Below are 21,695 nucleotides of genomic sequence, written 5' to 3' on the forward strand. Positions count from 1 at the left end.
ATTATCACGGCATCAACACGTTGAAGAATTCTAGATGCGATACGTTTTGCGTATTAGATCGCGGAATTTACATAACCATTAAAGAATTTATTGCAGCCGGAGAAGCTATTGTTTCCAAAAGCAGGAAAGAGCCTGGGCTAGAACAGCATCGAAGATCATCAACCGCTGCATGAAGGTGGCGACCATGCCTCACCCTGCCGGCATCTCCGACGCGCCCGCCGACCGGCGGAAGATCCGCATTTCGCCCACAGGCAAGGCAGGTGCCCGCACAGCACTTGTCCGCACCGCCCTGGGCTGCGTCATGGCGCTTGCCGCGATGGCGACGGTGCCGCAGGCGGTGGCGAGCGCCGGCGACGGCGCTTTGCGCATCGGTGTCACCCATATCCCGCCGCCGCCCGGACCGAGCGACATCAGGCTCTATACGCCCGAGGGTTTCGACGTGCTTCTGGCCCGCAAGATCGCCGCGGCTCTGGATCGGCCGCTGGAGCTCGTCGAAGTCGATGCCAACGAGGACGACGCGCTGGCCGCAGGTGCGGTCGATGTCGTGCTGGCCCGCCGCGGCGACAACGACGCACAGCCCGAGAAAACCCGCATCATCAGGAGCGGCTTCCGCTCGGCTGCGACGGTGGCAATGCGCACCGACACCACCATCCACGGCTGGGACGACCTTGCCGGCCGCACCGTGTGCATCTCGCGCGGCAATGCGGAAGGCGTGCGGCTGGCCGAAGCCTACCACGCCAACATCCGCCTCACCGAAGCGCCCGCGCGCGGCCTCGTGCAGGTCAGGACCGGCGGCTGCGACGCCGCCATCCACGACGAGGTGCTGCTCCGGCCGCTGTTCGGTGAGACCGGCTGGCAGAAGTTCTCCGCCACGCTTCCCCCGCTCGAGGAGACGGAACTGGTGGCCCTGCTTGCCACCGACCAGCCCCGCCTGAGCGACGAGGCGGTGTCGACCCTTGCCCGAACGGTTACATCCCCCAACTGGCCCGGCCTCGGCCGCAAATGGGCCGAGAACGTCGCCTTCGAGGTCTATCTCGACCAGGACGCCCCCGACTGCCATTGAAAGCCCGGACACCCATGCTGAAATCCCTCTACCTCACCCTTGGCCTGCTCACAGCCGTGGCGCAGGCGACATGGCCGCATGCCGTAAGTGCGGCGCAGGCGTCGACCGATCTCGCCATTGGAGGTCCGTTCGCGCTGACCACCCAGAAAGGGACGCGCCTGTCGGACGCCGATCTTCGCGGCAAGCCTTACGCGCTGTTCTTCGGCTTCACCCATTGCCCAGAAGTCTGTCCGACGACGCTGTTCGAGTTGGCCGGCGCGGTCGCCGAAATCGGCCCCGCCGCCGACGGCCTCAACGTCGTGTTCGTCACCGTCGACCCCGAACGCGACACGCCGGAATATCTGGCCTCCTATCTCGGCACCTTCGACCACCGCTTCATCGGCCTGCGCGGTACGCCCGACGAGATTGCGACGGTGGCGCGGGCCTTCAAAGCCACCTATCGCAAGGTGCCGCTGGAAGGCGACGACTACACCATGGACCACACGGCGATCGTCTATCTGATGGACGCCGAGGGCCGTTACGTCGACAGGATCGAATATCTCGCCCCCCACGAGGTGCAGGTCGAAAAGCTCAAGCGCCTGCTCGGCGCCGGCAAGTAAGATTGCGGGCCTGCCCGCCCATCAGGAGAACCACCCATGCCCTTCCCCCTGTCCATCGCCGCGAACGACCAGACCGCCAACCAGGCGGCGAGGCTGGCCGAGGCGCGCTACCGCCAGGACCAGGACCAGGACCTGGGTACGGCGCACTGGAACGAGACCGTCGAGACGCTGCTGTCGCACCGGAGCGTGCGGTCCTATCTGCCGACCGCCGTGCCCGCGTCGGTGGTCGATCTCGCCGTCACCGCGGCGCAGTCGGCGCCGACCTCGTCGAACCTGCAGGCCTGGAGCGTGATCGCCGTCGAGGATCCCGGGCTCAAGTCCCGGCTCAACGCGATTTCCGGCGACCAGCGGCATGTCGAGGCGGCCCCCCTGCTGCTCGTCTGGCTGGCTGATCTCGCCCGCATCCGCACCCTGACCACCGAACGCAGCCGCCCCTCCGAAGGGCTCGACTATACCGAAAGCCTGCTGCTGGGCGTGATCGACACCGCCCTTGCCGCCCAGAACGCGCTGACGGCATTCGAGTCGCTCGGCTTCGGCACCTGCTACATCGGCGCCATCCGCAACCACCCCGAACAGGTCGCTGAACTGCTCGGCCTGCCGCCAGAGGTGCTGCCGGTGTTCGGCATGACAGTCGGCTATCCCGATCCGAAGGTCGCCACCGACATCAAGCCGCGCCTGCCACGCCGCACCGTGCTGCATCGTGGACGCTACAATGCCGCCAATGCCGGCGACCTCGCCGCCTATGACGCGACGATGCGCGGCTTCCAGCAGGAGCAGTCGCTGCCGCTGATCGACTGGACCGAACTGGTCAGCCGGCGCATCGGCACGGCAAAGGCGTTGAAGAACCGCGAGAACATCCGCGCCGCGCTGCTGCAGCTCGGCTTCAAGCTGAAATAGGCGCTCCAGCGCCCTCATAGCCCCGGGTCGGACGAAAGGCAGCAGGCGAAAACTGGCGTTCGCCGCGTGCTTTGCCCTGTTCGACGCGGGGCTGACGCTTACGCAGATCACGGACCTGACGGTCGGCCCGTCGCTGGATCGATCGGCGAACTGGACGCCCGGCTGTGGCGGCACCGCTTCAGGCACGCGGTCAGCACCCGCGACCTCTAGCCTGAAAACTCGGGAAATTCGCCTGCCACGCCGGGAATGGCGCTGGCGGCGAGGCCGCCGCGCAGTTCCGCACTTTCCCGACGCAGCCAGTCGAGCAGCAGTTCGATCCTGGGCTGGCGCGCCTTATGGGCGGCGGCGACGAAATGATAGGCGAGCTCCAATTGCTGTGGCTTGCCCAGCGGCGCCACCAGCCGCCCGGCACGCAGGTCGGCCTCGGCCAGGCGCAGTTTCGCCAGCGCCAGCCCCTGCCCGGCGACAGCGGCATCGAGCACCATCGACGACAGGTTGAGTTTCAGCCCGCGCTCGGAATAGCGCACGGGAATGCCCTGCGAACGCAGCCAGCTGCTCCAGCCCGAATGATCGGGGTCGTACTCGGCCCCCTCCTCGTGCAGCAGCGGCAGCCCCTGCAGCGAACGCGTGCGCGGCCCGAGATCGTAGTCGTCGGCGAAATCCGGGCTGCACACCGGCACCACCGCCTCGGGAAACAGCGTCACCACGAACAGGCCGGGATAGGCGCCCCGACCGAAGCGGATGGCGCAGTCGGTCTCGTCGCGTTCGACATCGGCGATCTCGCTGGTCGCCTTGACCTCGATCTCGACGCCCGGAACCGCCTGTCGGAAACCCTCCAGCCTGGGGATCAGCCACTTGGTGGCGAAGGACGGCGGCACCGATATGCGGATCGTCGCCTTCTCGTCGCCGCCGGAAAGACGCGCGATCGATTCCAGCATCGCCTCGAAGGCGTCGGTCAGCCCCGGTTCCAACGCCTTGCCCGCTGTCGTCAGGGTCATCTGGCGGTTGCTGCGTACGAACAGCTGCTGGCCGAGATGCTCCTCGAGCAGGCGAACCTGCTGGCCGATGGCGGCGGAGCTGACATGCAGCTCCTCCGCCGCCCGGGTAAAGCTGAGATAGCGCGCCGCCACCACGAAGGCGCGCAGCGACGTCAGCGGCGGCATCCGCGCCAGCGTCGGCAGCTTCGACGAACGCCGCAAATTCCCGCTCAATAACCCGCCTTCCGCTGCTGTCCCGCTTGCCGTCCCTGGCTGCACTCTAATGTCTACTAATTTTGTATATTAAAGCAGAGCGGCCGGCCGCACCGAAGCAACGTCATCCTCCGTGCACCGGCCGAGGTGGAATGTTTTGCCGAAAACCGGTGCCTGTGGCGGCGGGCGGATCATCGTCCGGCCTTGTAGAGCGCGGCTGGCGCCTCCTTCAGGGCGACGCGCTGATCGAAGCGGAAATACATCATGTGTCCGCCATCGAGCACGTCAAGGCGAACGAGCCTGGCCCCGGTGAGCGTTGGGCACCTGGCCGACGAGATAGCTCGAGATCATGTAAGGGAGGCCGGTCCAACCGCTGAGATCAGCACCTCCATAGCCGGTTCAGGGTGCGGGCGTGCTGCAGGTCGCCCATCACCCCGATAGAACCCTGCCGCGTCGGGCCCGTGCCGAAATCCCAACTGCCGGCGATCTCGCGAAGGCGGTGCGTTACGGCACCGCCCTGCCCTCGCTGGCCTCGAGGATCGCAAACCATTGCTGGCGGTCGAGCGTGACGTCGAGGGCGCGTGCGAGCGTTGCCAGCCGGGCAGGCTTCATCGTGCCGAGCACCGGCACCAACCGCGCCGGATGGCGCAGCAGCCAGGCGATGGCGACAGCCCCGATGTCATTGACGCCGGTCTCGGCGGCAACCTGGGTCAGCGCCGCCCGCACCTTGTGCTCGCGCGCGCCGTCGCCTGAAAACAGCGAGCCACCGCCCAGCGGCGACCAGATCATCGGCTGATAACGCAGCCTTTGCGCATGGTCGAGGCGGCCGTCGGTCAACGCTGAGGTCTCCAGCACCGAATGCTCGATCTGGTTGGTGACAAGAGGAATGGACAGGCGCGAGGCCAGGAGGTCGAACTGCGAGGGCGAAAAATTGGAAACGCCGACAGCACGCACCTTGCCCGCCGCCACCAGCTTCTCAAGGGCTGCCGCCGTCTCGTCCGCATCCATCAGCGGATCCGGCCTGTGGATCAAAAGAAGGTCGAGATAGTCGGTGCCGAGGTTCTTCAGCGAGCGCTCGGCGGAAGCCACGATGTGGGCAGCGCTTGTGTCGTAGAACTTCAGCCGGTTGTCCGGCCGGTTGGCCGATTTCAGCATGATGTCGCATTTGCTGATCAGCTGGATGTCGTCGCGGCGACCGCTCCAGCGCGCCAGGCCGGCGCCGAAGGCAGCCTCCACCTCGTAATTGCCATAGATGTCGGCATGGTCGAAGCTGGTCAGGCCGAGGTCGGCGGCCGTGCCGATAAGCCGGGCCACGTCCTCGGCCGACGGCTTGCCCTCGTCGAGCAGCCGCCACGCGCCAAAGACCAGCCGCGACAGCACGGGTCCGCCGGCCGCGAGTTCGATCTGCCGTGCAATAGCCATCCGTCACCTCCTCCAATGGCCGTCCCCTTTTCCAAGGGCCGTCCCCTCTTCCAAGAAAATGACGCCCCGGTTGGCCGGGGCGTCGCAACGTCGTCGCAATCAGGGCCTTTGGGCCTCAGATCGGCCTCAGATCGGATTGTTGAACGTGTCGCAGTCCGACAGCTTGCCGCTCTGGAAACCGCGGGCGAACCAGCGCTGGCGCTGGGCCGAGGTGCCGTGGTTGAAGCTTTCGGGCACGACATAGCCCTGCATGCGCTTCTGCAGCGTGTCGTCGCCGATCTGCTGGGCGGCGTTCAGCGCCTCTTCGACGTCGCCCTGTTCGAGCAGGCCCTTCTGGTCGGTGAAATGGCCCCAGACGCCGGCGAAGCAGTCTGCCTGCAGCTCGACGCGCACCGACATGGCGTTGGCGTCGGCCTCGCTCATGCGCTGCCGCATCTGGTTGAACTTGGGCAGGATGCCGGTGAGGTTCTGGACGTGGTGGCCAACCTCGTGGGCGATCACATAGGCCTGGGCGAAATCGCCGGCGGCGCCGAACTGCTTGGCCAGCTGGTTGAAGAAGGAGGTGTCGAGATAGACCTTCTGGTCGCCGGGGCAATAGAACGGGCCCGACGCCGCCGAGGCGAAGCCGCAGGCCGACCGCACCTGGCCGGAGAACAGCACCAGCCTGGGCTCCTGGTATTTCAGGCCCTCGGCCTGGAAGATGCCGTTCCAGGTGTCTTCGGTCTCGGCCAGCACGGTGCGAACGAACTGGGTCATCTCGTCATTGGCAGGCGCGCCGCCCTGGCTGACCTGGCCGCCGCCGCCCGACATCGAGCCGTCGCCGCCATCAAGCACCTGCATCGGATCGATGCCGCAGGCGCGCAGCGCAAAGAACAGGATCACCAGGATGATGATGCCCGACAGTCCGCCGCCGCCGACGCGCGGTCCGATCGGCAGGCGTCCGCCGCCCCCGCCGAACCCGCCGCCCATGCCGCCGCCGCCATCCTGGCCGCGCACGTCTTCGATGTTGTCGCTCTGGCGGCGGCCTCTCCAGCGCATAGGCAATCCCTCGATGCTTCGTTGCGGCGGAAACGACGGCAATGTGCTTCCGGTTCCCAAGGATTATCGCAACGGTTGCAGCAAGTCACAGGATTTCTGACCCTTGCCGACAGCCGTCACGAAGCCATCGCCGGCTTGCGCCATCTGGGCCATGCGGCGATGGTGATGGCCCGCAGCAGCCATTCCAGAGGCCCATAGGCGAAGCGCCCCATCCACCAGCGGCTCAGCACCAGCTGGCAACCGAACAGCGCAACCGCAACCGCCGCGCCGCCCAGCGGCGACACCTCGCCCATCAGCCTGAAGCCATAGGCGTAAAACAGCACCGAACAGACCAGCGACTGCAGCAGATAGTTGGACAGCGCCATGCGCCCGGCCGGCGCCAGGAGCCGCGGCACGGCCTTGAAGCGCTCGAAGACAAGCATCGCCAGCGCCACATAGGCGCCGGTCAGCAGCGGCGCGGTGGCGAGCCCGATCGCCAGCCCCGGCAGCTCCCAGAAGGTGCCGACCAAATAGATCGAGCAGAAGGCATAGGCGGCGGCACCCGGCAGGCCGACGAGCAGCCCGGCCACCAGCAGACGCCGCATCAGCGGCCTGTAGTCGTCGAGCCTGACGAACAGCTCGCGCTTGCCGGCCACCAGCCCAACCAAAAACATCGCCAGCGCGCATGGTCCCTGCATCAGCCCGATCACCACCCAGACGGTGCCGAGCTCCTGGAGATGCTGGCCGACGACTGTCGACGGCGAGCCGCGATAGGCGGCCATTGCCGCTTCGCCTTCTGCCCGCGCGGACGCCAGATCGATCGCCACCGGATCGAGCGCTGCCAGCGTGCTCAGCGCCGCCCAGGCCAGCGCCGTCACCGCGACCAGCCAGAAGGCAAGCCGGAGCGCCGTTCGCTCCTCGATATCGCGCAGCACCAGCAGCACCATGCCGAGCACGGCATAGGTGGTCAGGATGTCGCCGTGGAACAGCAGGATGGCATGCAAAAGCCCGATGGCCCACAGTCCGGCCTGCCGCCGCAGCAGCCTCGGCACGAAGGCCTCGCCGGCGCGCTCGGCCGACTGCATCTGCAAGGTAAAGCTGTAGCCGAACAGGAACGAGAACAGCAGGTAGAACTTGGTCTCGAACAGCAAGGCGATCACGAACTGCACCATCTTGTCGAGCGGTGCGGAAAAGGCGGGATCGGCGACGCCCAGCCCGTAGAAGGGCGAGGAGAATGCGGTGATGTTGACGACGAGAATGCCGAACAAGGCGAAGCCGCGCAGCGCATCGACATTGACGATGCGCTCCTGCCTGGTCGGCTTCAGGGCAAGCGTACTCATGATTTGGTGCTCTCCGTCTCGGCCTGCGGCCGCATGTTCTCGGTCTCGGCCTGCGGCCGCATGCTCTCGGTCTCGGCCTGCGGCCTCGGGCTCTTGGTCTAGGCCTGTGGCCTCAGGTAGCGGCCAAGCAAGGTCCGCATGGTCTTGTGGTGGTTCTCAGGCTTGAAGTCGGGATCGACGGCGACGCGGTTGAACACGCCGTCGACAAGGGCCGCGATCCAGGTCGCGGTGTCGGCGATGTCGAGCGTCGGATCGACCTGGCCGCGCGCACCAGCGTCGGTCAAAAGCTGTTCCAGTGCCGCCCTCAGCTCGCGGTCGTTGCGTCCGACCCGGGCGGCGATCGTCGGCTCGCGGCCGGCCTCGGCCGAGATCTCCAGCGCCAGTGACGCGAAATCGACGTCGCCAGCCAGGTCCAGCACCACATCCATGAACTCGACCAGCGCACCATAAAGATCGTCGCGCGCGCCGAGATCGCGGAAGAAGGCCGCCGTCTCCTCCCCTTCCTGGTCGACGATGGCGCCGATGATCGCCTGCTTGTTGGGAAAGTAATGGAACAGGTTGCCCGGGCTCATGCCGACGGCGGCGCAGATCTCGGCCGTGCTCGTCTGGTGAAAGCCCTTCTTGGCAAAACACGCCTTGGCCGCGTCGAGGATAGCTTGCCGCCTCGCCGCGTGCTTTTCGGGATCGACCTTCCGCATCTTTTTTTCATCATTAATTAATAGACTAGTCGATCTATTAACTGGCACGACGAACGGAGTCAACCGGCGCGGCCGCGCCGGAGACCGGCCCGTTCAAATCCCCGCGGCCGGGGGCTTGCCAAACCGCCGCCTTGCGGTATTCTTGCAAATGAATTGCAACTGCGACTAGGAAACTCAGGTGGACTCCTACACCCGGCCGGCCGAAGACACTGAAGGTTGGCGGACGGCGCGAGGCGAAGGGTCGCTCTCCGATGTCCACCGTTCGGTCGCCGTCCGCAGCGACGGCCCGACCTGGCGCAAGGCCGCCGCCTTCATCGGCCCCGGCTATCTCGTCGCCGTCGGCTACATGGATCCCGGCAACTGGGCGACGTCGATCGCCGGCGGTTCGAAGTTCGGCTACACGCTTTTGTTCGTGGCGCTCGTCTCCAACGTCATGGCGATCGTCCTGCAGGCGCTCTGCGCCCGCCTCGCCATCGGCTCCGGCCGCGACCTCGCCCAGGCCTGCCGCGATGCCTTCCCGCGCCCGGTCGCCTTCGTGCTGTGGTTCATGGCCGAAGTCGCCATCATCGCCACCGACATCGCCGAGGTCATCGGCACGGCCATCGGCCTCAACCTCATCTTCGGCATTCCCCTCGAACTCGGCGTGATCATCACCGCCCTCGACGTGTTCCTGATCCTCTATCTGCAGAAGCTCGGCTTCCGCTGGGTCGAGGCGCTGATCATCACGCTGTTGGGCGTCATCGCCGTCTGCTTCGCCATCCAGGTGGCGCTTGCCGACCCGAACTGGGGCGCCGTCGTCACCGGCTTTGCGCCGACGACCGAGATCGTCACCAATCCCGAGATGCTCTATCTCGCGCTCGGCATTCTCGGCGCCACCGTCATGCCGCACAATCTCTATTTGCATTCCGGCATCGTGCAGACGCGCGCCTATGGCGAAACGCTGGTCGAAAAGCGCCAGGCGCTGCGCTACGCGACGTGGGATTCGACCATCGCGCTGATGTTCGCCCTGCTCATCAACGCCTCGATCCTGATCCTGGCCGCGGCCACCTTCTACGCTCAGGGACGCACCGACGTGATCGAGATCGGCGAAGCCCACGCGCTGCTCGCGCCGCTGCTCGGCATCGCCATCGCGCCGACGCTGTTCGGCATCGCCCTGCTCTGCTGCGGCATCAACTCCACCGTCACCGCCACCCTTGCCGGGCAGATCGTGATGGAGGGTTTTCTCCGCATCAAGCTGCCACCATGGCTGCGCCGCCTCGTCACCCGCGCCATCGCCATCGTGCCGGCCGCAGCCGTCACGCTGTGGTTCGGCGAAGTCGGCACCGCCAAGCTCCTGATCCTCACCCAGGTGGTGCTCAGCCTGCAGCTGTCCTTCGCCGTCTTCCCGCTGGTGCTGTTCACCGCCAACAGGAAGAAGATGGGCGACCTCGTCGCCCCGCGCTGGCTGGTATCCATCGCCATGCTGATCGCGGTCGTGATCGCCGCCCTCAACGTCAAGCTGCTGCTCGATTTCGTCCTGGTTTGACGCCGGTCCTCAGGCGAGGATCCGCGCCTTCAGCCACAGGAACAGCGGGATGCGCGACCACTGACGCAGCTGGTCGGTGTCGGCAGTGTCGGGAATGGGTTCGCGCAGGCCCGTGATCGCCAGCCCCGCCGCCTCGAACGCCGCCATATAGTCCTCGAGCGGCTGCGACCAGCCGGCGAAGTGCATCGTCAGCCCGTCCCTGGCCTCCTCGCCCTCGAAATAGTCGCGCCCATAATAGCTGCCGTCGATCACGAACGGCGCATCGGGTGCGCGCCCGGCAAAGCGGCCGCGGTCGCGGAACGGATGGACCAGCGAGACGAACAGCGTGCCTTCAGGCTTCAGGACGCGGCGGATCTCGTGCGCAGCACTTGGCACGTCCTCGACATCCATCAGCACGTTGTAGGCCATGACCAGGTCGAACGAGGCATCGTCGAAAGGCAGGTCACTGAGGCCGGCGACATGATAGTCGTCGGCCGAGCTGGCTTCACGCGCCGCCTCGACCATGGCCGCCACGGCGTCTGTCGCCGTCACATGGTAGCCGAGCGCCTTGAGTTCGCGGGAAACCCGGCCCTCGCCGCAGCCGACCTCCAGCGCCCGGCCGGATCCCTTGCCGATGAAATCGACGAGCCCCTTGCGATAGGCCCAGAAGGCGTCATGTCCCGGCGCACGCGCCCAGGCGATCCATTGCGCGGCGACATCGCTCCAGTGTTTCTCGTCCTGCTGCATGGCCGCCTCGCGCATTTCCAAAGCGAGGTCTATGCCATCGAGCTCCGATCTCCCCCACTGCCACGGCAACGGAAATCAGCGTGCCACCGCAACGCGCGCCGACCGGCGCGACAGTGCCAGCACCGCCAGCGCCACCAGCGGGAACGCCGCCGCCACAAGGCCGAGATCGGACGGCCGGGCGAATTCCAGCACGCGCCCGCCGATGACCGTACCGAAGGCGATGCCGAAATAGAGTGCGGAGGCGTTCAGCGACAGGGTCAGATGTGCAAGCTCGGGCGCGAAACCGACGATGCGGCTCGCCTGCGCCGGCGGAAAGGCCCAGCCGATGATGCCCCACGGCACCATCAGGCCGATCAGCACCGGCCCGGCCAGATGGTGCGGCAGAAGCTTCAGCGTCAGCGCAATGGCGATGCAGAAGCCCGACGACATCAGAAGCGAGATCACCACCATGCGCGTCGCCCCGATCCGGTCGGCGAGATAGCCGCTCGACAGGTTGCCGATGACGGCACCCGCACCGAAGGCAAGCAGCATGCCCGGCAGGGCGATGACGGGCAGGCCCGCCCCTTCCAACGCCAGCGGCGCGATGTAGGAGATGACGGTGAAGCCGCCGGCGAGATAGAGCAGCGTCACCAGAAGCGACGGCAGGATGCCCGGCCGGGCAACGGCGGTGAAGCGCTCACCGAGCGTCAGCTTGATGCCGCGCGATCCCCGGGGCAGCCGCACCCACAGGATGGCGGCGCAGACCAGCGCCAGGAAGGCGATGGCGACGAATGTGCCGCGCCAGCCCCACATGGTGGCGATCAGCGAACCGACCGGCGCGCCCAGCGCCACGGCGAATGTCGTGCCGCCGACGACAACGGCGATGGCGCGCGCCCGATGCTCGGGCCCGGCCAGCGACACCGCCGTCGCCTGGGCGGTGGCGGCGTAGAGGCCGGCCGACATGCCCATCATGATCTGTGCCAGCAGCAGCCCTGAAAACGACGAGCTCGACGCCGCCACCAGGTTGCCGGCGACGAAAACCAGCATGGTGGCGGCCAGGATGCGCCGGCGGTCGATCTCGCCGGCCAGCGCCGACAGCACCGGCGCGCCGATGGCATAGGCGAGCGAGAACGCCATGATCAGGTAACCCGCAAAGGGTATGGAGACATGCGCGTCGCCGGCAATCGCCGGAAGCAGGCTCGAAAACACGAAGCCGACGGTGCTCATGGCGAATGAGCCGACCGCCAGCCAGATAAGGCGCTTGTCCATGACGCTGTCCTTAGTTCAAAATTCGTTGAACTATTGAACTTAACCCGACGACATGTCAATGTGGCTTTCGTCGGCTCCTGCCAGCCTCATGTCAGCACGGGCCGCTTGAAGCCCGTCCTTGCCACGTCTACCTTCGGATCATGTCACTGCCGCACCCCAACCCCGACCAGATCAGCCTCGCCAACGTGCTCTCGGTGCTCGGCGACCAGACGCGCCTTGCCATCGTCGGCTATCTGGCGCGCAACGAAGGCGTGGCGATGAGCTGCGGCCAGTTCCTCGAATTCGGCTCCAAGACCAATCTCAGCTACCATCTGGCCAAGCTGCGCGAGGCCGGCATCACCAGCACGGAAGTCTCCGGCACCAGCCGGCTGATCACGCTGCGGCGCGGCGAGCTCGACGGCCGTTTTCCCGGCCTGCTCGATTCGATCATCACCGCCGCCCAGGAGCTTCCGCAGCTCGAACGCCTCAAGGACGAAGGCTAACCTCGCCGCTCAGTCCTTCCTGCCATAGGCGGCGAGAAACACGCGCACGCCTTCTCTCGCATGGTGGCGCATTTCATCCGGTCCGGGGATGGCGCTGTCGCCCAAGAGCATCGCCTGGTTGAGCGGCGCCGACATCACCAGCCAGTTGAAATGGGTTGCCGCGGTGTCGGGGTCGTCGACGTCGAGCACACCCTTTTCGTCCAGCTGCCTGAAGATGCCGGCGAGCATGCCGAGCGCGCGTGCCGGTCCGCGTTCGTAGAGCACCCGCGCCAGGTCGGGGAATCGCGAGACCTCGCCGATGACCAGCCGCCTCAGCTGCATGATGCGCGGCGTCACCACCACGGTCAGCTGGCGCAGGGCGTAGTCGAAGAGATAGGCCTCGACCTCGCCGCGTTCCGGCAGTCGCGGCGCTTCGTCATGCACCATGTCGCCGGCGCGGTTGGTCATGCTCATCACGATCTCGATGAACAGCGCCTCCTTGCTGGAGAAGTGCTTGTAGACGGTCTGCTTCGACACCTCCGACAGGGCTGCGATCTCGTCCATATTGGTGCCGAGATAGCCGCTGCGCAGGAACACTTCGGTCGCGGCCTCCAGAATGGCGCGGCGCTTGCGCGCCGAGCGGCCGTCTTGTTTCACACCGGTGCCCTGACCCGACGTGCCCTGCCCCGATGAAGTCATCTTCGCCATCCGGCCCTGTCCCGCAAGCCACCTGATCGTACAATACGTACTGGTCGGTCCAGTTCCCTACAAGCACGATCGCGCCGCACCGGCTGTTTGCCGGCGCCGACTTGGCCTAATCTCGCTTTCTGGCCCCGGCCTGGGAGCCAACAGAGCTGATGGGGGACAGCTGATGTCGCGCATCGATCGCTGCCGCAATGTCGAGGACTTCCGCGCCCTCGCCAAAAGCCGCCTGCCCTCGCCTGTGTTCCACTACATCGACGGCGCGGCCGAGGACGAAACCAGCTACCGCCGCAACACCGAGGCCTTCCAGTCCTGCGACCTCGTGCCCAACGTGCTCGCCGGCGTCAAGGACGTCGACATGTCGGTCACCATGATGGGTCAAAAGCTGGCGATGCCCCTGTTTTGCGCGCCCGCCGCCCTGCAGCGGCTGTTTCACCATGACGGCGAGCGTGCGGTCGGCCGGGCAGCGCAGAAATTCGGCACCATGTTCGCCGTCTCGGCACTCGGCACAGTCGGCATCGAGGAGATCGGCCGCACCATTTCGGCGCCCAAGATGTTCCAGCTCTATTTCCACAAGGACCAGGGCCTGAACTGGAGCATGGTCGAACGCTGCCGCGAGGCGAAGTTCGAGGTGCTCACCCTGACGGTCGATTCCATCACCGGCGGAAACCGCGAACGCGACCTGCGCACCGGCTTCACCTCCCCGCCGCAGCTGACGCTGGCCAGTCTCGCCAGCTTCGCCCTGCACCCGTCATGGACCTTGAATTATCTGCTGCGCGAAAAATTCAGCCTGCCGCAGCTCGAAGGCCATGTCAGCGAAGGCACCGACATCGCCATTTCCATCGGCGACTATTTCACCAGGATGCTCGACCAGTCGATGGACTGGAGCGACGCCGAGGAGGTGCGCAAGCGCTGGGGCGGCCCGTTCTGCCTCAAGGGCATCATGAGCGTCGCCGACGCCAGGCGCGCCGTCGACATCGGCGCCGGCGCCATCATGGTCTCCAACCATGCCGGCCGCCAGCTCGACGGCGCGCGCGCGCCCTTCGACCAGATCTCCGAGATAGCGGACGCCGTCGGCGGCCGCATCGACATCATCTGCGATGGCGGCATCCGCCGTGGCAGCCATGTCCTGAAAGCCATTTCCGCCGGCGCCACCGCCTGCTCCGGCGGCCATTTCTATCTCTATGCGCTGGCCGCCCGGCGGCCAGACGGGCGTCGAAAAGGCGCTCGGCAATCTGCGCGGCGAGATCGAGCGCGACATGAAGCTGATGGGCGTCAGCCGCCTCGACCAGCTGTCGCGCGACAATCTCCGCTACCGCTGACGGCGACGGCCGTCAGCGCTTGAAGCGCTCCAGCGTCGCGGTGAACAGCTCGGCCAGGCCGGCAACCGCATCGTCATATGAAATACGGCCCGCCGCCGCATCCCGCGACACGGCCTCCGCCGCCCCGAGGAGCCCCGACAGCACAGTCTCGCCAATATCGGCGGGCAGATCGACGAAGCGCGAAACAGCGTCCCGATACTCGGCGAGATAGCCGTCGCGCAGCGTCTGGCGAAACTCGTCCATCTCCTCCGTGCCCGAAAGCGCTGAAAACACCGCGCCGGCCTCGGGCCCGGTCCGGCTGGCGCAGAGCACATGGGCTTCGCCCAGGATGCCGGCGACATCGCGCAGCGTCTTGCCGCAACTGGCAAGCGCCTCGCGCCGCGTCTTGAACTGCATGTCATTGTAGGACGAGAACAGCGCCATCAGCAGCCCCGCCCTCGTGCCGAAATGCTCATAGGCGATCGGCTTGCTCACCCCCGCCCGCTCGGCCACCCGGGCGAGCGTCAGCGCATCGGTGCCTTCCTCGCGCACCAACTCCTGCGCGGCCTCCAGCAACTGCGCGCGCCGTTCGGCCTTGGGCAGTTTTTTCGTCGAGCTAGCAGTCGTCATGGCCTTCGCATCCGGTCTGAAATTTTTCGGCCCGCGGCTTGAACATCGCCGCGCGCCACATATGTTACCATCAGTAACTTACAAGTAGTAAGCTACGCGTGGTAGATGACCACACATATAGGGGAATTCAATGTCCATTGCAGCCCGCGAAATCCACCTGAAGAGCCGCCCGGCAGGTTTGCCGGCGACCGACAATTTCCAGCTTGTCGAACGCAGCCTGCCGGCCCCCGCCGCCGGCCAGTTGCTGGTCAAGACGCTGTTCATGTCGGTCGACCCCTACATGCGCGGCCGCATGATCGACCGGCCGAGCTACATCGCCCCCTTCGAGATCGGCCAGCCGCTCGAAGGCTCCGCCGTCGGTATCGTCGAGCTCTCAGCCCATCCCGACTTCAAGGCCGGCGATCTGGTCAGCCACTTCTCCGGCTGGCGCGACCGCGTGCTTGTCGACGCCGCGACCGCAACCAGGATCGACACCGCCAAGGCTCCGGCCGAAGCCTGGCTCGGGCCGTTGGGCATCCCCGGCCACACCGCCTATGTCGGCCTGACCAGGATCGCCGGGCTCAAGGCCGGCGAAACCGTCTTCGTCTCGGCTGCCGCCGGCGCCGTCGGCTCGATGGTCGTGCAGATCGCCAGGCTCAATGGCGCCAGGGTGGTCGCTTCAGTCGGCTCGGAAGAGAAGGCCCGCTGGGTCAAGGAACTTGGCGCCGACGCCGTCATCAACTACCGCACGGCCCCCGACCTGACCGAAGCGCTGAGACAAGCGGCGCCCGAAGGCATCGACGTCTATTTCGACAATGTCGGCGGCGACCATCTCAGGGCGGCGCTCGAAGTCGCCAAGCCGCGCGCCCGCTTCGCCATCTGCGGCATGATCTCCGGCTACAATGACGAGAAGCCCGTTCCCGGCCCCGACAATCTCGCGGCCATCGTCACCAAGAGCATCAGCATGCGCGGTTTTCTGGTGCTCGATCATTTCGACATCCTGCCTGAGTTCATCGCCGATATGACCGGCTGGCTCGCCGACGGTCGCGTCACCTCCCGCGACACCATCGTTTCGGGCCTCGAAAACGCGCCGCAGGCCTTCATCGGTCTCTTCTCCGGCGAAAATCTCGGCAAGATGCTGGTCAAGCTCGCCTGATCCCGGCAGCGACACGCGCCGCCGCCTGCCCTCCTGCCCTTCTTTCAAGTCAAAAAAGATTGCGCCGCCCTCGCGCGGCCACAGAGGAGTTTTGCCCAAATGTCACAGCACAAGCCCGTCCTCATCATCGGCGGCTCAGGTTTTGTCGGCGCCTACGCCGCCCGCACCCTGCGCAAGCTTCACCCCGCCGTTCCCATCGCCATCGGCGGACGCAACCTCGAGAAGGCCGAAGCGATCGCCAGCGAGATCGGCAATGCCGAAGCCGTCGTCATCGACCTAACCCGCCGGGATCTGGGCCTCTCCGCCGGCAAGGCCTTCAGCGCCATCGCCATGTTCGTCTACGACGACACGCTCAATGCCCTGCACTACGCCCAGGACAACGCCGTTCCCTATCTCAGCCTCTCCACCGGCATCCATGAGATCGGGCCGGAGGTTGCGATCTATGCCCACAAGGCTAGCGCGCCGTTCCTGATGGGCAGCAGCTGGCTCGGCGGTGCGGCAAGCCTCGCCATCGTCCATTTCGCCAGGCATTTCGAGACGGTGGAATCGATCGAGATCGCGGCCCTACTCGACGAGCACGACATGGGCGGCCCCGCCGCCGAGGCCGACTTCAACCGCCTGACCATGGTGCCCAACACCATGGCGCTCGCCGACGGCAAATGGCACTGGACCGCAACGGGCGAGCAGGGCCGCACCGTGACCAGCATCGACGGCAGGCAGGTCCCCGGCATGACCTATTCACCATTCGACGTCTTCAGCCTGCCGGTCACCACGGGCGCCAGGACCGTGCGGTTCGATTTCGCGCTCGGCGAAACCGCAAGCCGCCATCGCGGCGAGCCCTTCTCCACCGAGATCACCATCGCCATCTCCGGCAGAAGGAAAGACGGCACCTCGGGCCGCAGCCGCTACGAATTCGTCCATCCCGAAGGCCAGGCGCCTGTCACGGCGCTGTCTGTGGCGCTGGCGGTCGAACGGCTGCTCGGCCTCGACGGTAAGGGGCCTGCCGCACCCGGCCTCTACTTCGCCGAAAGCCTGATCGAGGCGGACCATGCCGTCGAGCGCTTCAAGGCGTTCGGCGCCCGCATCGCGCAAGCCTCCTAAATCGAACCCGATCCGCAGGCAGCCGCCGCAAACGATGGCTGCCTCCAGCCTGTCGGATTGCCACGCGACCGTCCGACGCGCGCCAAACCCGCGTCCCGGCACAGGAAAAGCATTTTTCGGGGTTCCCCCCTCCCCATCCTTCCCCTATAAGGCGCGCCTAGCCTGATACTCGAATCTCACTTGCGCACCGGCCGGGGAACGCCCCGTCCCGGTTCTTCGCGCAGGCCTACTTACGGACGCACGCCATGCCAAGACGCACCGACATCAAGTCCATCCTGATCATCGGCGCCGGTCCCATTGTCATCGGCCAGGCCTGCGAGTTCGACTACTCCGGCACCCAGGCCTGCAAGGCGCTGAAGGAAGAGGGGTACCGGGTCATCCTGGTCAACTCCAACCCGGCGACCATTATGACCGACCCGGAGCTCGCCGACGCCACCTATATCGAGCCGATCACGCCCGAGGTCGTCGCCAAGATCATCGCCAAGGAACGCCCCGACGCGCTGCTGCCGACCATGGGCGGCCAGACCGCGCTCAACACAGCACTTTCGCTGCGCCGCATGGGCGTGCTCGAGCGCTACAATGTCGAGATGATCGGCGCAGACGCGCACGCCATCGACAAGGCCGAGGACCGCTCGCTGTTCCGCGAGGCCATGGCCAAGATCGGGCTGGAAACGCCGCGCTCGATGCTGGCCAACGCCTCCGACGTCAAGGACGCCGACCGCAAGCGCCACGAGGCCGAGCGCGCCGCGCTGAAGGCCGAGAACCCTGAAAATCTCGACGCAGCGCTCGACGCGCTCGAAACCCAGTGGAACCTCGGCGAAGGCGACCGCAAGCAGCGCTACATCAACCACGGCATGGCCATCGGCGCCCAGGCGCTCGACCATGTCGGCCTGCCCGCCATCATCCGCCCGTCCTTCACCATGGGCGGCACCGGCGGCGGCATCGCCTTCAACCGCCAGGAATTCTTCGACATCGTCCAATCGGGTCTCGACGCCTCCCCCACCACCGAAGTCCTTATCGAGGAATCGGTGCTCGGCTGGAAGGAGTATGAGATGGAGGTCGTGCGCGACCGCGCCGACAACTGCATCATCATCTGCTCGATCGAAAACATCGACCCGATGGGCGTCCACACCGGCGACTCGATCACCGTCGCCCCGGCGCTGACGCTGACGGACAAAGAATACCAGATCATGCGCAACGCCTCGATCGCGGTGCTGCGCGAGATCGGCGTCGAGACCGGCGGCTCCAACGTCCAGTTCGCCGTCAATCCGGCCGACGGCCGTCTCGTCGTCATCGAGATGAACCCGCGCGTCTCGCGCTCCTCGGCACTTGCCTCCAAGGCCACCGGCTTCCCGATCGCCAAGATCGCCGCAAAGCTTGCCGTCGGCTACACGCTCGACGAGCTCGAGAACGACATCACCGGCGGCGCGACGCCTGCCTCCTTCGAGCCGTCGATCGACTATGTCGTCACCAAGATCCCGCGCTTTGCCTTCGAAAAATTCCCCGGCGCCTCGCCCGTGCTCACCACCGCGATGAAGTCGGTCGGCGAGGTGATGGCCATCGGCCGCACCTTCCAGGAATCGCTGCAGAAGGCGCTGCGTGGACTGGAAACGGGCCTCACCGGCCTCGACGAGATCGAGATCCCCGGCATCGGCGCCGACGGCGACAGCGGCGACGACCGCAACGCCATCCGTGCCGCCCTGGGCACGCCGACGCCCGACCGCCTGCGCATGGTCGCCCAGGCGATCCGCATGGGCACCTCGCTCGAAGACGTGCACGCCATGTGCAAGATCGACCCGTGGTTCCTCGAGCAGATCGCGGGCATCATCTCGATGGAGGCCCGCGTGCGCGAGCACGGCCTGCCTGAGGATGCCGAAAACCTGCGCATGCTGAAGTCGATGGGCTTCTCCGATGCCCGCCTCGCCTCGCTCACCAAGTCCGAGGCCGAAGCCGTTCAAAAGACTCGTCAAAAGCTCGGCGTCCACCCGGTCTACAAGCGCATCGACACCTGCGCTGCCGAGTTCGCCTCGCCCACCGCCTACATGTATTCGACCTACGAGGTCCCCTTTGCCGGCGCGCTCGCCGACGAGGCCCAGATCTCCGACAGGAAGAAGGTGGTCATCCTCGGCGGAGGCCCCAACCGCATCGGCCAGGGCATCGAGTTCGACTATTGCTGCGTGCATGCCGCCTATGCGCTGCGCGAGGCCGGTTATGAATCGATCATGGTCAACTGCAACCCCGAGACCGTGTCGACCGACTACGACACCTCGGATCGGCTCTATTTCGAGCCGTTGACGGCGGAAGACGTGCTGGAGATCCTGCGCGCCGAGCAGGCGGCAGGCACGCTGCACGGCGTCATCGTCCAGTTCGGCGGCCAGACCCCGCTGAAACTCGCCGACGCGCTCGAAAAGGCCGGCATCCCGATCCTCGGCACCTCGCCCGACGCGATCGACCTCGCCGAGGACCGCGACCGCTTCCAGAAGCTGCTGCACAAGCTCGACCTCAAGCAGCCCAAGAACGGCATCGCCTATTCCGTCGAGCAGGCCCGCACCGTGGCCGGCGAACTCGGCTTCCCGCTGGTCGTGCGCCCGTCCTACGTGCTCGGCGGCCGCGCCATGCAGATCATCCACAATGAGGGCATGCTGCAGTCCTATCTGCTCGACACCGTGCCGGGCCTGGTGCCCGAGGACATCAAGCAGAAGTACCCCAACGACAAGACCGGCCAGATCAACACCCTGCTCGGCAAGAACCCGCTTCTGTTCGACACCTACCTGTCGGGCGCCATCGAGGTCGACGTCGACTGCCTCTGCGACGGCAAGGAGACCTTCGTCTCCGGCATCATGGAGCACATCGAGGAAGCCGGCATCCACTCGGGCGACAGCGCCTGCTCGCTGCCGGTTCACTCGCTGTCGACCGAGCTCGTCGACGAGCTCGAGCGCCAGACCTCGGCCATGGCGCGCGCCCTCAATGTCGGCGGCCTGATGAACGTGCAATACGCCATCAAGGATGGCGTAATCTACGTGCTGGAAGTGAACCCGCGCGCCTCGCGCACGGTGCCCTTCGTCGCCAAGACCGTCGGCAAGCCCATCGCCAAGATCGCCGCCCGCATCATGTCGGGCGAGAGCCTCGACGCGGCCTTCGCCCATTACGGCGCCAAGCCCGATGCCCGCAATCCCGGCCACATCGCCGTCAAGGAAGCAGTGTTCCCGTTTGCCCGCTTCCCCGGCGTCGACATCCTGCTCGGACCGGAAATGAAGTCGACCGGCGAGGTCATGGGCCTCGACCGCGACTACGCGCTCGCCTTCGCCAAGGCCCAGCTCGGCGCCGGCGTCGACCTGCCGCGCTCGGGCACGCTGTTCGTCTCGGTCCGCGACGAAGACAAGGCCGGCATCCTGGGTGCCGTCCAGCGCCTGTCCGGCCTCGGCTTCAAGGTGCTGGCAACGTCGGGCACCGCGCGCTTCCTCGTTGAAAACGGCGTGCCGGCGGAAAAGATCAACAAGGTGCTCGAAGGCCGCCCTCACATCGAGGACGCCATCCGCAACCGCCAGATCCAGATCGTCTTCAACACCACCGACGGCCAGAAGGCTGTGTCGGACTCCAAGTCGATCCGCCGCGCCACCCTGATGCAGAAGGTGCCCTACTACACCACCCTGTCAGGTGCCGCCGCCGTCGCCGAAGCCATCGCCGCGCTCAAGGCCGGCTCGCTCGAGGTGCGTCCGCTGCAGGACTACTTCAAGTAAAGGCAGCACATCGCCACAAAATCTCACCTTGCCGTTCTACGGCGAGGTGAGATGCGGCCGCGCAGCGAATGAGACGCCAGCTGCCTGGCTTTCGGGCATCGAATGTCGGCAGGCGCATGAGGGCAACGCCAGCGCTCGCCCCCCTCGCCCGGCAGACACCACAACAGCCCGGAAGAAGGGCCGCAGCAGCCCCCGCGCCCGGCAAATTGCAAAAGCAAAATCTAATATGCCAGGGCCTCGTCTTAACGAAGTCGCACGATTTTCTTGGCCTCCACCTTTTCACTCGCATTAATTGCAGATAATTCTTCACCATCAGGTGGGGAGTACTCGACAATGAAGTTGAACACTGTGCGGCTGGCACTGGCATCTGTGCTGGCAGGACTTCTGGTTGCAGCCGTGCCCGGCGCGGCGATGGCCAAGGACAAGGGCTCGCTGGCCGGCCAGGAAGGCAACAAGCGCTATCCGCTGCAGTTCCAGCAGACCAAGGGGTCGTGCCAGGACGGCTACAAGAAGTATGTCGCAGCAGCGGGTCACTCGGCCTATGCCCAGACGCATCTGGGCGCCGTTGAAGCCTTTTACTGCGGCGCGTCCCTCAACGCGCCGTCCCAGGCAGCAGCCGAAAAGCAGGCGCTGGAACGCTGCAACTCGGTCGGCAAGAAGTACAAGATGAAAACGACCGGCAACTGCGCCATCTACGCTTCGAAGTAAGAGGCGCGGCGCTCCGGCATTGATACGTTTTCCCCTTGCGGGGTGATGAGTGATGGCCAAAAGCCAGGAAAAGCCAACGGTTTGGCTTTTCCAACCACGAACGCCCGGAGCCCTGGCAGAGGGCCGGGAGTCCCCCGTCTTCCCTTCTCCCCTTGTGGGAGAAGGTGCCCCGAAGGGGCGGATGAGGGGTGT

The 21,695-nt window shown here is 66.0% G+C and carries 18 protein-coding genes and 1 pseudogene; 10 read left to right on the top strand and 9 right to left on the bottom strand.

Going from position 1 to position 21,695, the window contains the following annotated elements:
- Positions 1-184 precede the first annotated feature (184 nt).
- The 3 genes from B015_RS0116760 to B015_RS0116770 are packed head-to-tail and all read left to right on the top strand — an operon-like array spanning position 185 to position 2,559.
- Positions 185-1,063, top strand: a complete 879-nt coding sequence (locus B015_RS0116760; RefSeq protein ID WP_157632770.1) for a transporter substrate-binding domain-containing protein — start codon at positions 185-187, stop codon at positions 1,061-1,063.
- Positions 1,064-1,077: 14 nt separating this feature from the next.
- Positions 1,078-1,662, top strand: a complete 585-nt coding sequence (locus B015_RS0116765; RefSeq protein WP_018428881.1) for an SCO family protein — start codon at positions 1,078-1,080, stop codon at positions 1,660-1,662.
- Between the two features lie 36 nt (positions 1,663-1,698).
- Positions 1,699-2,559 (top strand): NADPH-dependent oxidoreductase, encoded by an 861-nt coding sequence (locus B015_RS0116770; RefSeq protein ID WP_018428882.1) that lies wholly within the window; start codon positions 1,699-1,701, stop codon positions 2,557-2,559.
- A 206-nt stretch (positions 2,560-2,765) separates the two neighbouring features.
- Here the strand turns inward: B015_RS0116770 and gcvA are convergent, their stop codons facing one another.
- From gcvA to B015_RS0116805, 5 genes are all read right to left on the bottom strand, one after another.
- The gene (gene gcvA, locus B015_RS0116775; protein WP_157632771.1) at positions 2,766-3,770 is read right to left on the bottom strand and encodes a transcriptional regulator GcvA; all 1,005 of its coding nucleotides are present in this window, start codon (positions 3,768-3,770) and stop codon (positions 2,766-2,768) included.
- A gap of 483 nt (positions 3,771-4,253) precedes the next feature.
- On the bottom strand, positions 4,254-5,171 hold the full coding sequence (locus tag B015_RS0116785; RefSeq protein WP_018428885.1) for an aldo/keto reductase: 918 nt from the start codon (positions 5,169-5,171) through the stop codon (positions 4,254-4,256).
- A gap of 126 nt (positions 5,172-5,297) precedes the next feature.
- Complete coding sequence (locus B015_RS0116790) at positions 5,298-6,209, bottom strand: neutral zinc metallopeptidase (protein ID WP_018428886.1); 912 nt, start codon at positions 6,207-6,209, stop codon at positions 5,298-5,300.
- A gap of 116 nt (positions 6,210-6,325) precedes the next feature.
- Positions 6,326-7,528, bottom strand: coding sequence for a DUF418 domain-containing protein (locus tag B015_RS0116795; protein ID WP_018428887.1), 1,203 nt, complete (start codon positions 7,526-7,528; stop codon positions 6,326-6,328).
- A 98-nt stretch (positions 7,529-7,626) separates the two neighbouring features.
- Positions 7,627-8,226: a TetR/AcrR family transcriptional regulator gene (locus B015_RS0116805; RefSeq protein WP_018428889.1), complete on the bottom strand. Its 600-nt coding sequence runs from the start codon at positions 8,224-8,226 to the stop codon at positions 7,627-7,629.
- A 178-nt stretch (positions 8,227-8,404) separates the two neighbouring features.
- Between B015_RS0116805 and B015_RS0116810 the strand changes: the two genes are divergently transcribed.
- On the top strand, positions 8,405-9,751 hold the full coding sequence (locus tag B015_RS0116810) for an Nramp family divalent metal transporter (protein WP_018428890.1): 1,347 nt from the start codon (positions 8,405-8,407) through the stop codon (positions 9,749-9,751).
- Positions 9,752-9,760: 9 nt separating this feature from the next.
- Here the strand turns inward: B015_RS0116810 and B015_RS0116815 are convergent, their stop codons facing one another.
- Complete coding sequence (locus tag B015_RS0116815; protein WP_157632772.1) at positions 9,761-10,477, bottom strand: class I SAM-dependent methyltransferase; 717 nt, start codon at positions 10,475-10,477, stop codon at positions 9,761-9,763.
- Positions 10,478-10,552: 75 nt separating this feature from the next.
- Entirely contained in the window at positions 10,553-11,725 is a 1,173-nt protein-coding gene (locus tag B015_RS0116820; RefSeq protein ID WP_018428892.1) for an MFS transporter, read from the bottom strand.
- A gap of 140 nt (positions 11,726-11,865) precedes the next feature.
- On the opposite strand from B015_RS0116820, the gene B015_RS0116825 reads away from it, so the two are divergent.
- Positions 11,866-12,207 carry a helix-turn-helix transcriptional regulator gene (locus B015_RS0116825; protein WP_018428893.1) on the top strand — a complete coding sequence of 114 codons (342 nt, stop codon included), beginning with the start codon at positions 11,866-11,868 and terminating at the stop codon, positions 12,205-12,207.
- Positions 12,208-12,216: 9 nt separating this feature from the next.
- Here the strand turns inward: B015_RS0116825 and B015_RS0116830 are convergent, their stop codons facing one another.
- Entirely contained in the window at positions 12,217-12,894 is a 678-nt protein-coding gene (locus B015_RS0116830; protein WP_018428894.1) for a TetR/AcrR family transcriptional regulator C-terminal domain-containing protein, read from the bottom strand.
- Positions 12,895-13,057: 163 nt separating this feature from the next.
- On the opposite strand from B015_RS0116830, the pseudogene B015_RS31115 reads away from it, so the two are divergent.
- Positions 13,058-14,210, top strand: a pseudogene (locus tag B015_RS31115) (alpha-hydroxy acid oxidase).
- A gap of 12 nt (positions 14,211-14,222) precedes the next feature.
- Here B015_RS31115 and B015_RS0116840 read toward each other — a convergent pair.
- A complete protein-coding gene (locus B015_RS0116840; protein ID WP_018428895.1) occupies positions 14,223-14,819 on the bottom strand; it encodes a TetR/AcrR family transcriptional regulator in 597 nt (198 codons plus the stop codon).
- A gap of 130 nt (positions 14,820-14,949) precedes the next feature.
- Here B015_RS0116840 and B015_RS0116845 point away from each other — a divergent pair, with 130 nt between their 5' ends.
- From B015_RS0116845 to B015_RS0116860, 4 genes are all read left to right on the top strand, one after another.
- Positions 14,950-15,954: an NADP-dependent oxidoreductase gene (locus B015_RS0116845; protein ID WP_018428896.1), complete on the top strand. Its 1,005-nt coding sequence runs from the start codon at positions 14,950-14,952 to the stop codon at positions 15,952-15,954.
- A gap of 99 nt (positions 15,955-16,053) precedes the next feature.
- The gene (locus B015_RS0116850; RefSeq protein ID WP_018428897.1) at positions 16,054-17,055 is read left to right on the top strand and encodes a hypothetical protein; all 1,002 of its coding nucleotides are present in this window, start codon (positions 16,054-16,056) and stop codon (positions 17,053-17,055) included.
- Between the two features lie 245 nt (positions 17,056-17,300).
- Positions 17,301-20,795, top strand: coding sequence for a carbamoyl-phosphate synthase large subunit (gene carB, locus B015_RS0116855; protein ID WP_018428898.1), 3,495 nt, complete (start codon positions 17,301-17,303; stop codon positions 20,793-20,795).
- A 333-nt stretch (positions 20,796-21,128) separates the two neighbouring features.
- The gene (locus tag B015_RS0116860; protein WP_018428899.1) at positions 21,129-21,503 is read left to right on the top strand and encodes a hypothetical protein; all 375 of its coding nucleotides are present in this window, start codon (positions 21,129-21,131) and stop codon (positions 21,501-21,503) included.
- Positions 21,504-21,695: the final 192 nt, after the last annotated feature.

Source organism: Hoeflea sp. 108, assembly GCF_000372965.1.
GTDB lineage: Bacteria > Pseudomonadota > Alphaproteobacteria > Rhizobiales > Rhizobiaceae > Aminobacter.

Coding starts and splice junctions, on each gene's coding strand:
- B015_RS0116760 (WP_157632770.1), top strand. CDS start 185: ATGCCTCACCCTGCCGGCATCTCCGACGCGCCCGCCGACCGGCGGAAG.
- B015_RS0116790 (WP_018428886.1), bottom strand. CDS start 6,209: ATGCGCTGGAGAGGCCGCCGCCAGAGCGACAACATCGAAGACGTGCGC.
- B015_RS0116765 (WP_018428881.1), top strand. CDS start 1,078: ATGCTGAAATCCCTCTACCTCACCCTTGGCCTGCTCACAGCCGTGGCG.
- B015_RS0116820 (WP_018428892.1), bottom strand. CDS start 11,725: ATGGACAAGCGCCTTATCTGGCTGGCGGTCGGCTCATTCGCCATGAGC.
- B015_RS0116830 (WP_018428894.1), bottom strand. CDS start 12,894: ATGGCGAAGATGACTTCATCGGGGCAGGGCACGTCGGGTCAGGGCACC.
- B015_RS0116770 (WP_018428882.1), top strand. CDS start 1,699: ATGCCCTTCCCCCTGTCCATCGCCGCGAACGACCAGACCGCCAACCAG.
- B015_RS0116840 (WP_018428895.1), bottom strand. CDS start 14,819: ATGACGACTGCTAGCTCGACGAAAAAACTGCCCAAGGCCGAACGGCGC.
- B015_RS0116845 (WP_018428896.1), top strand. CDS start 14,950: ATGTCCATTGCAGCCCGCGAAATCCACCTGAAGAGCCGCCCGGCAGGT.
- carB (WP_018428898.1), top strand. CDS start 17,301: ATGCCAAGACGCACCGACATCAAGTCCATCCTGATCATCGGCGCCGGT.
- B015_RS0116850 (WP_018428897.1), top strand. CDS start 16,054: ATGTCACAGCACAAGCCCGTCCTCATCATCGGCGGCTCAGGTTTTGTC.
- B015_RS0116785 (WP_018428885.1), bottom strand. CDS start 5,171: ATGGCTATTGCACGGCAGATCGAACTCGCGGCCGGCGGACCCGTGCTG.
- B015_RS0116825 (WP_018428893.1), top strand. CDS start 11,866: ATGTCACTGCCGCACCCCAACCCCGACCAGATCAGCCTCGCCAACGTG.
- B015_RS0116795 (WP_018428887.1), bottom strand. CDS start 7,528: ATGAGTACGCTTGCCCTGAAGCCGACCAGGCAGGAGCGCATCGTCAAT.
- B015_RS0116860 (WP_018428899.1), top strand. CDS start 21,129: ATGAAGTTGAACACTGTGCGGCTGGCACTGGCATCTGTGCTGGCAGGA.
- B015_RS0116815 (WP_157632772.1), bottom strand. CDS start 10,477: ATGCAGCAGGACGAGAAACACTGGAGCGATGTCGCCGCGCAATGGATC.
- B015_RS0116805 (WP_018428889.1), bottom strand. CDS start 8,226: ATGCGGAAGGTCGATCCCGAAAAGCACGCGGCGAGGCGGCAAGCTATC.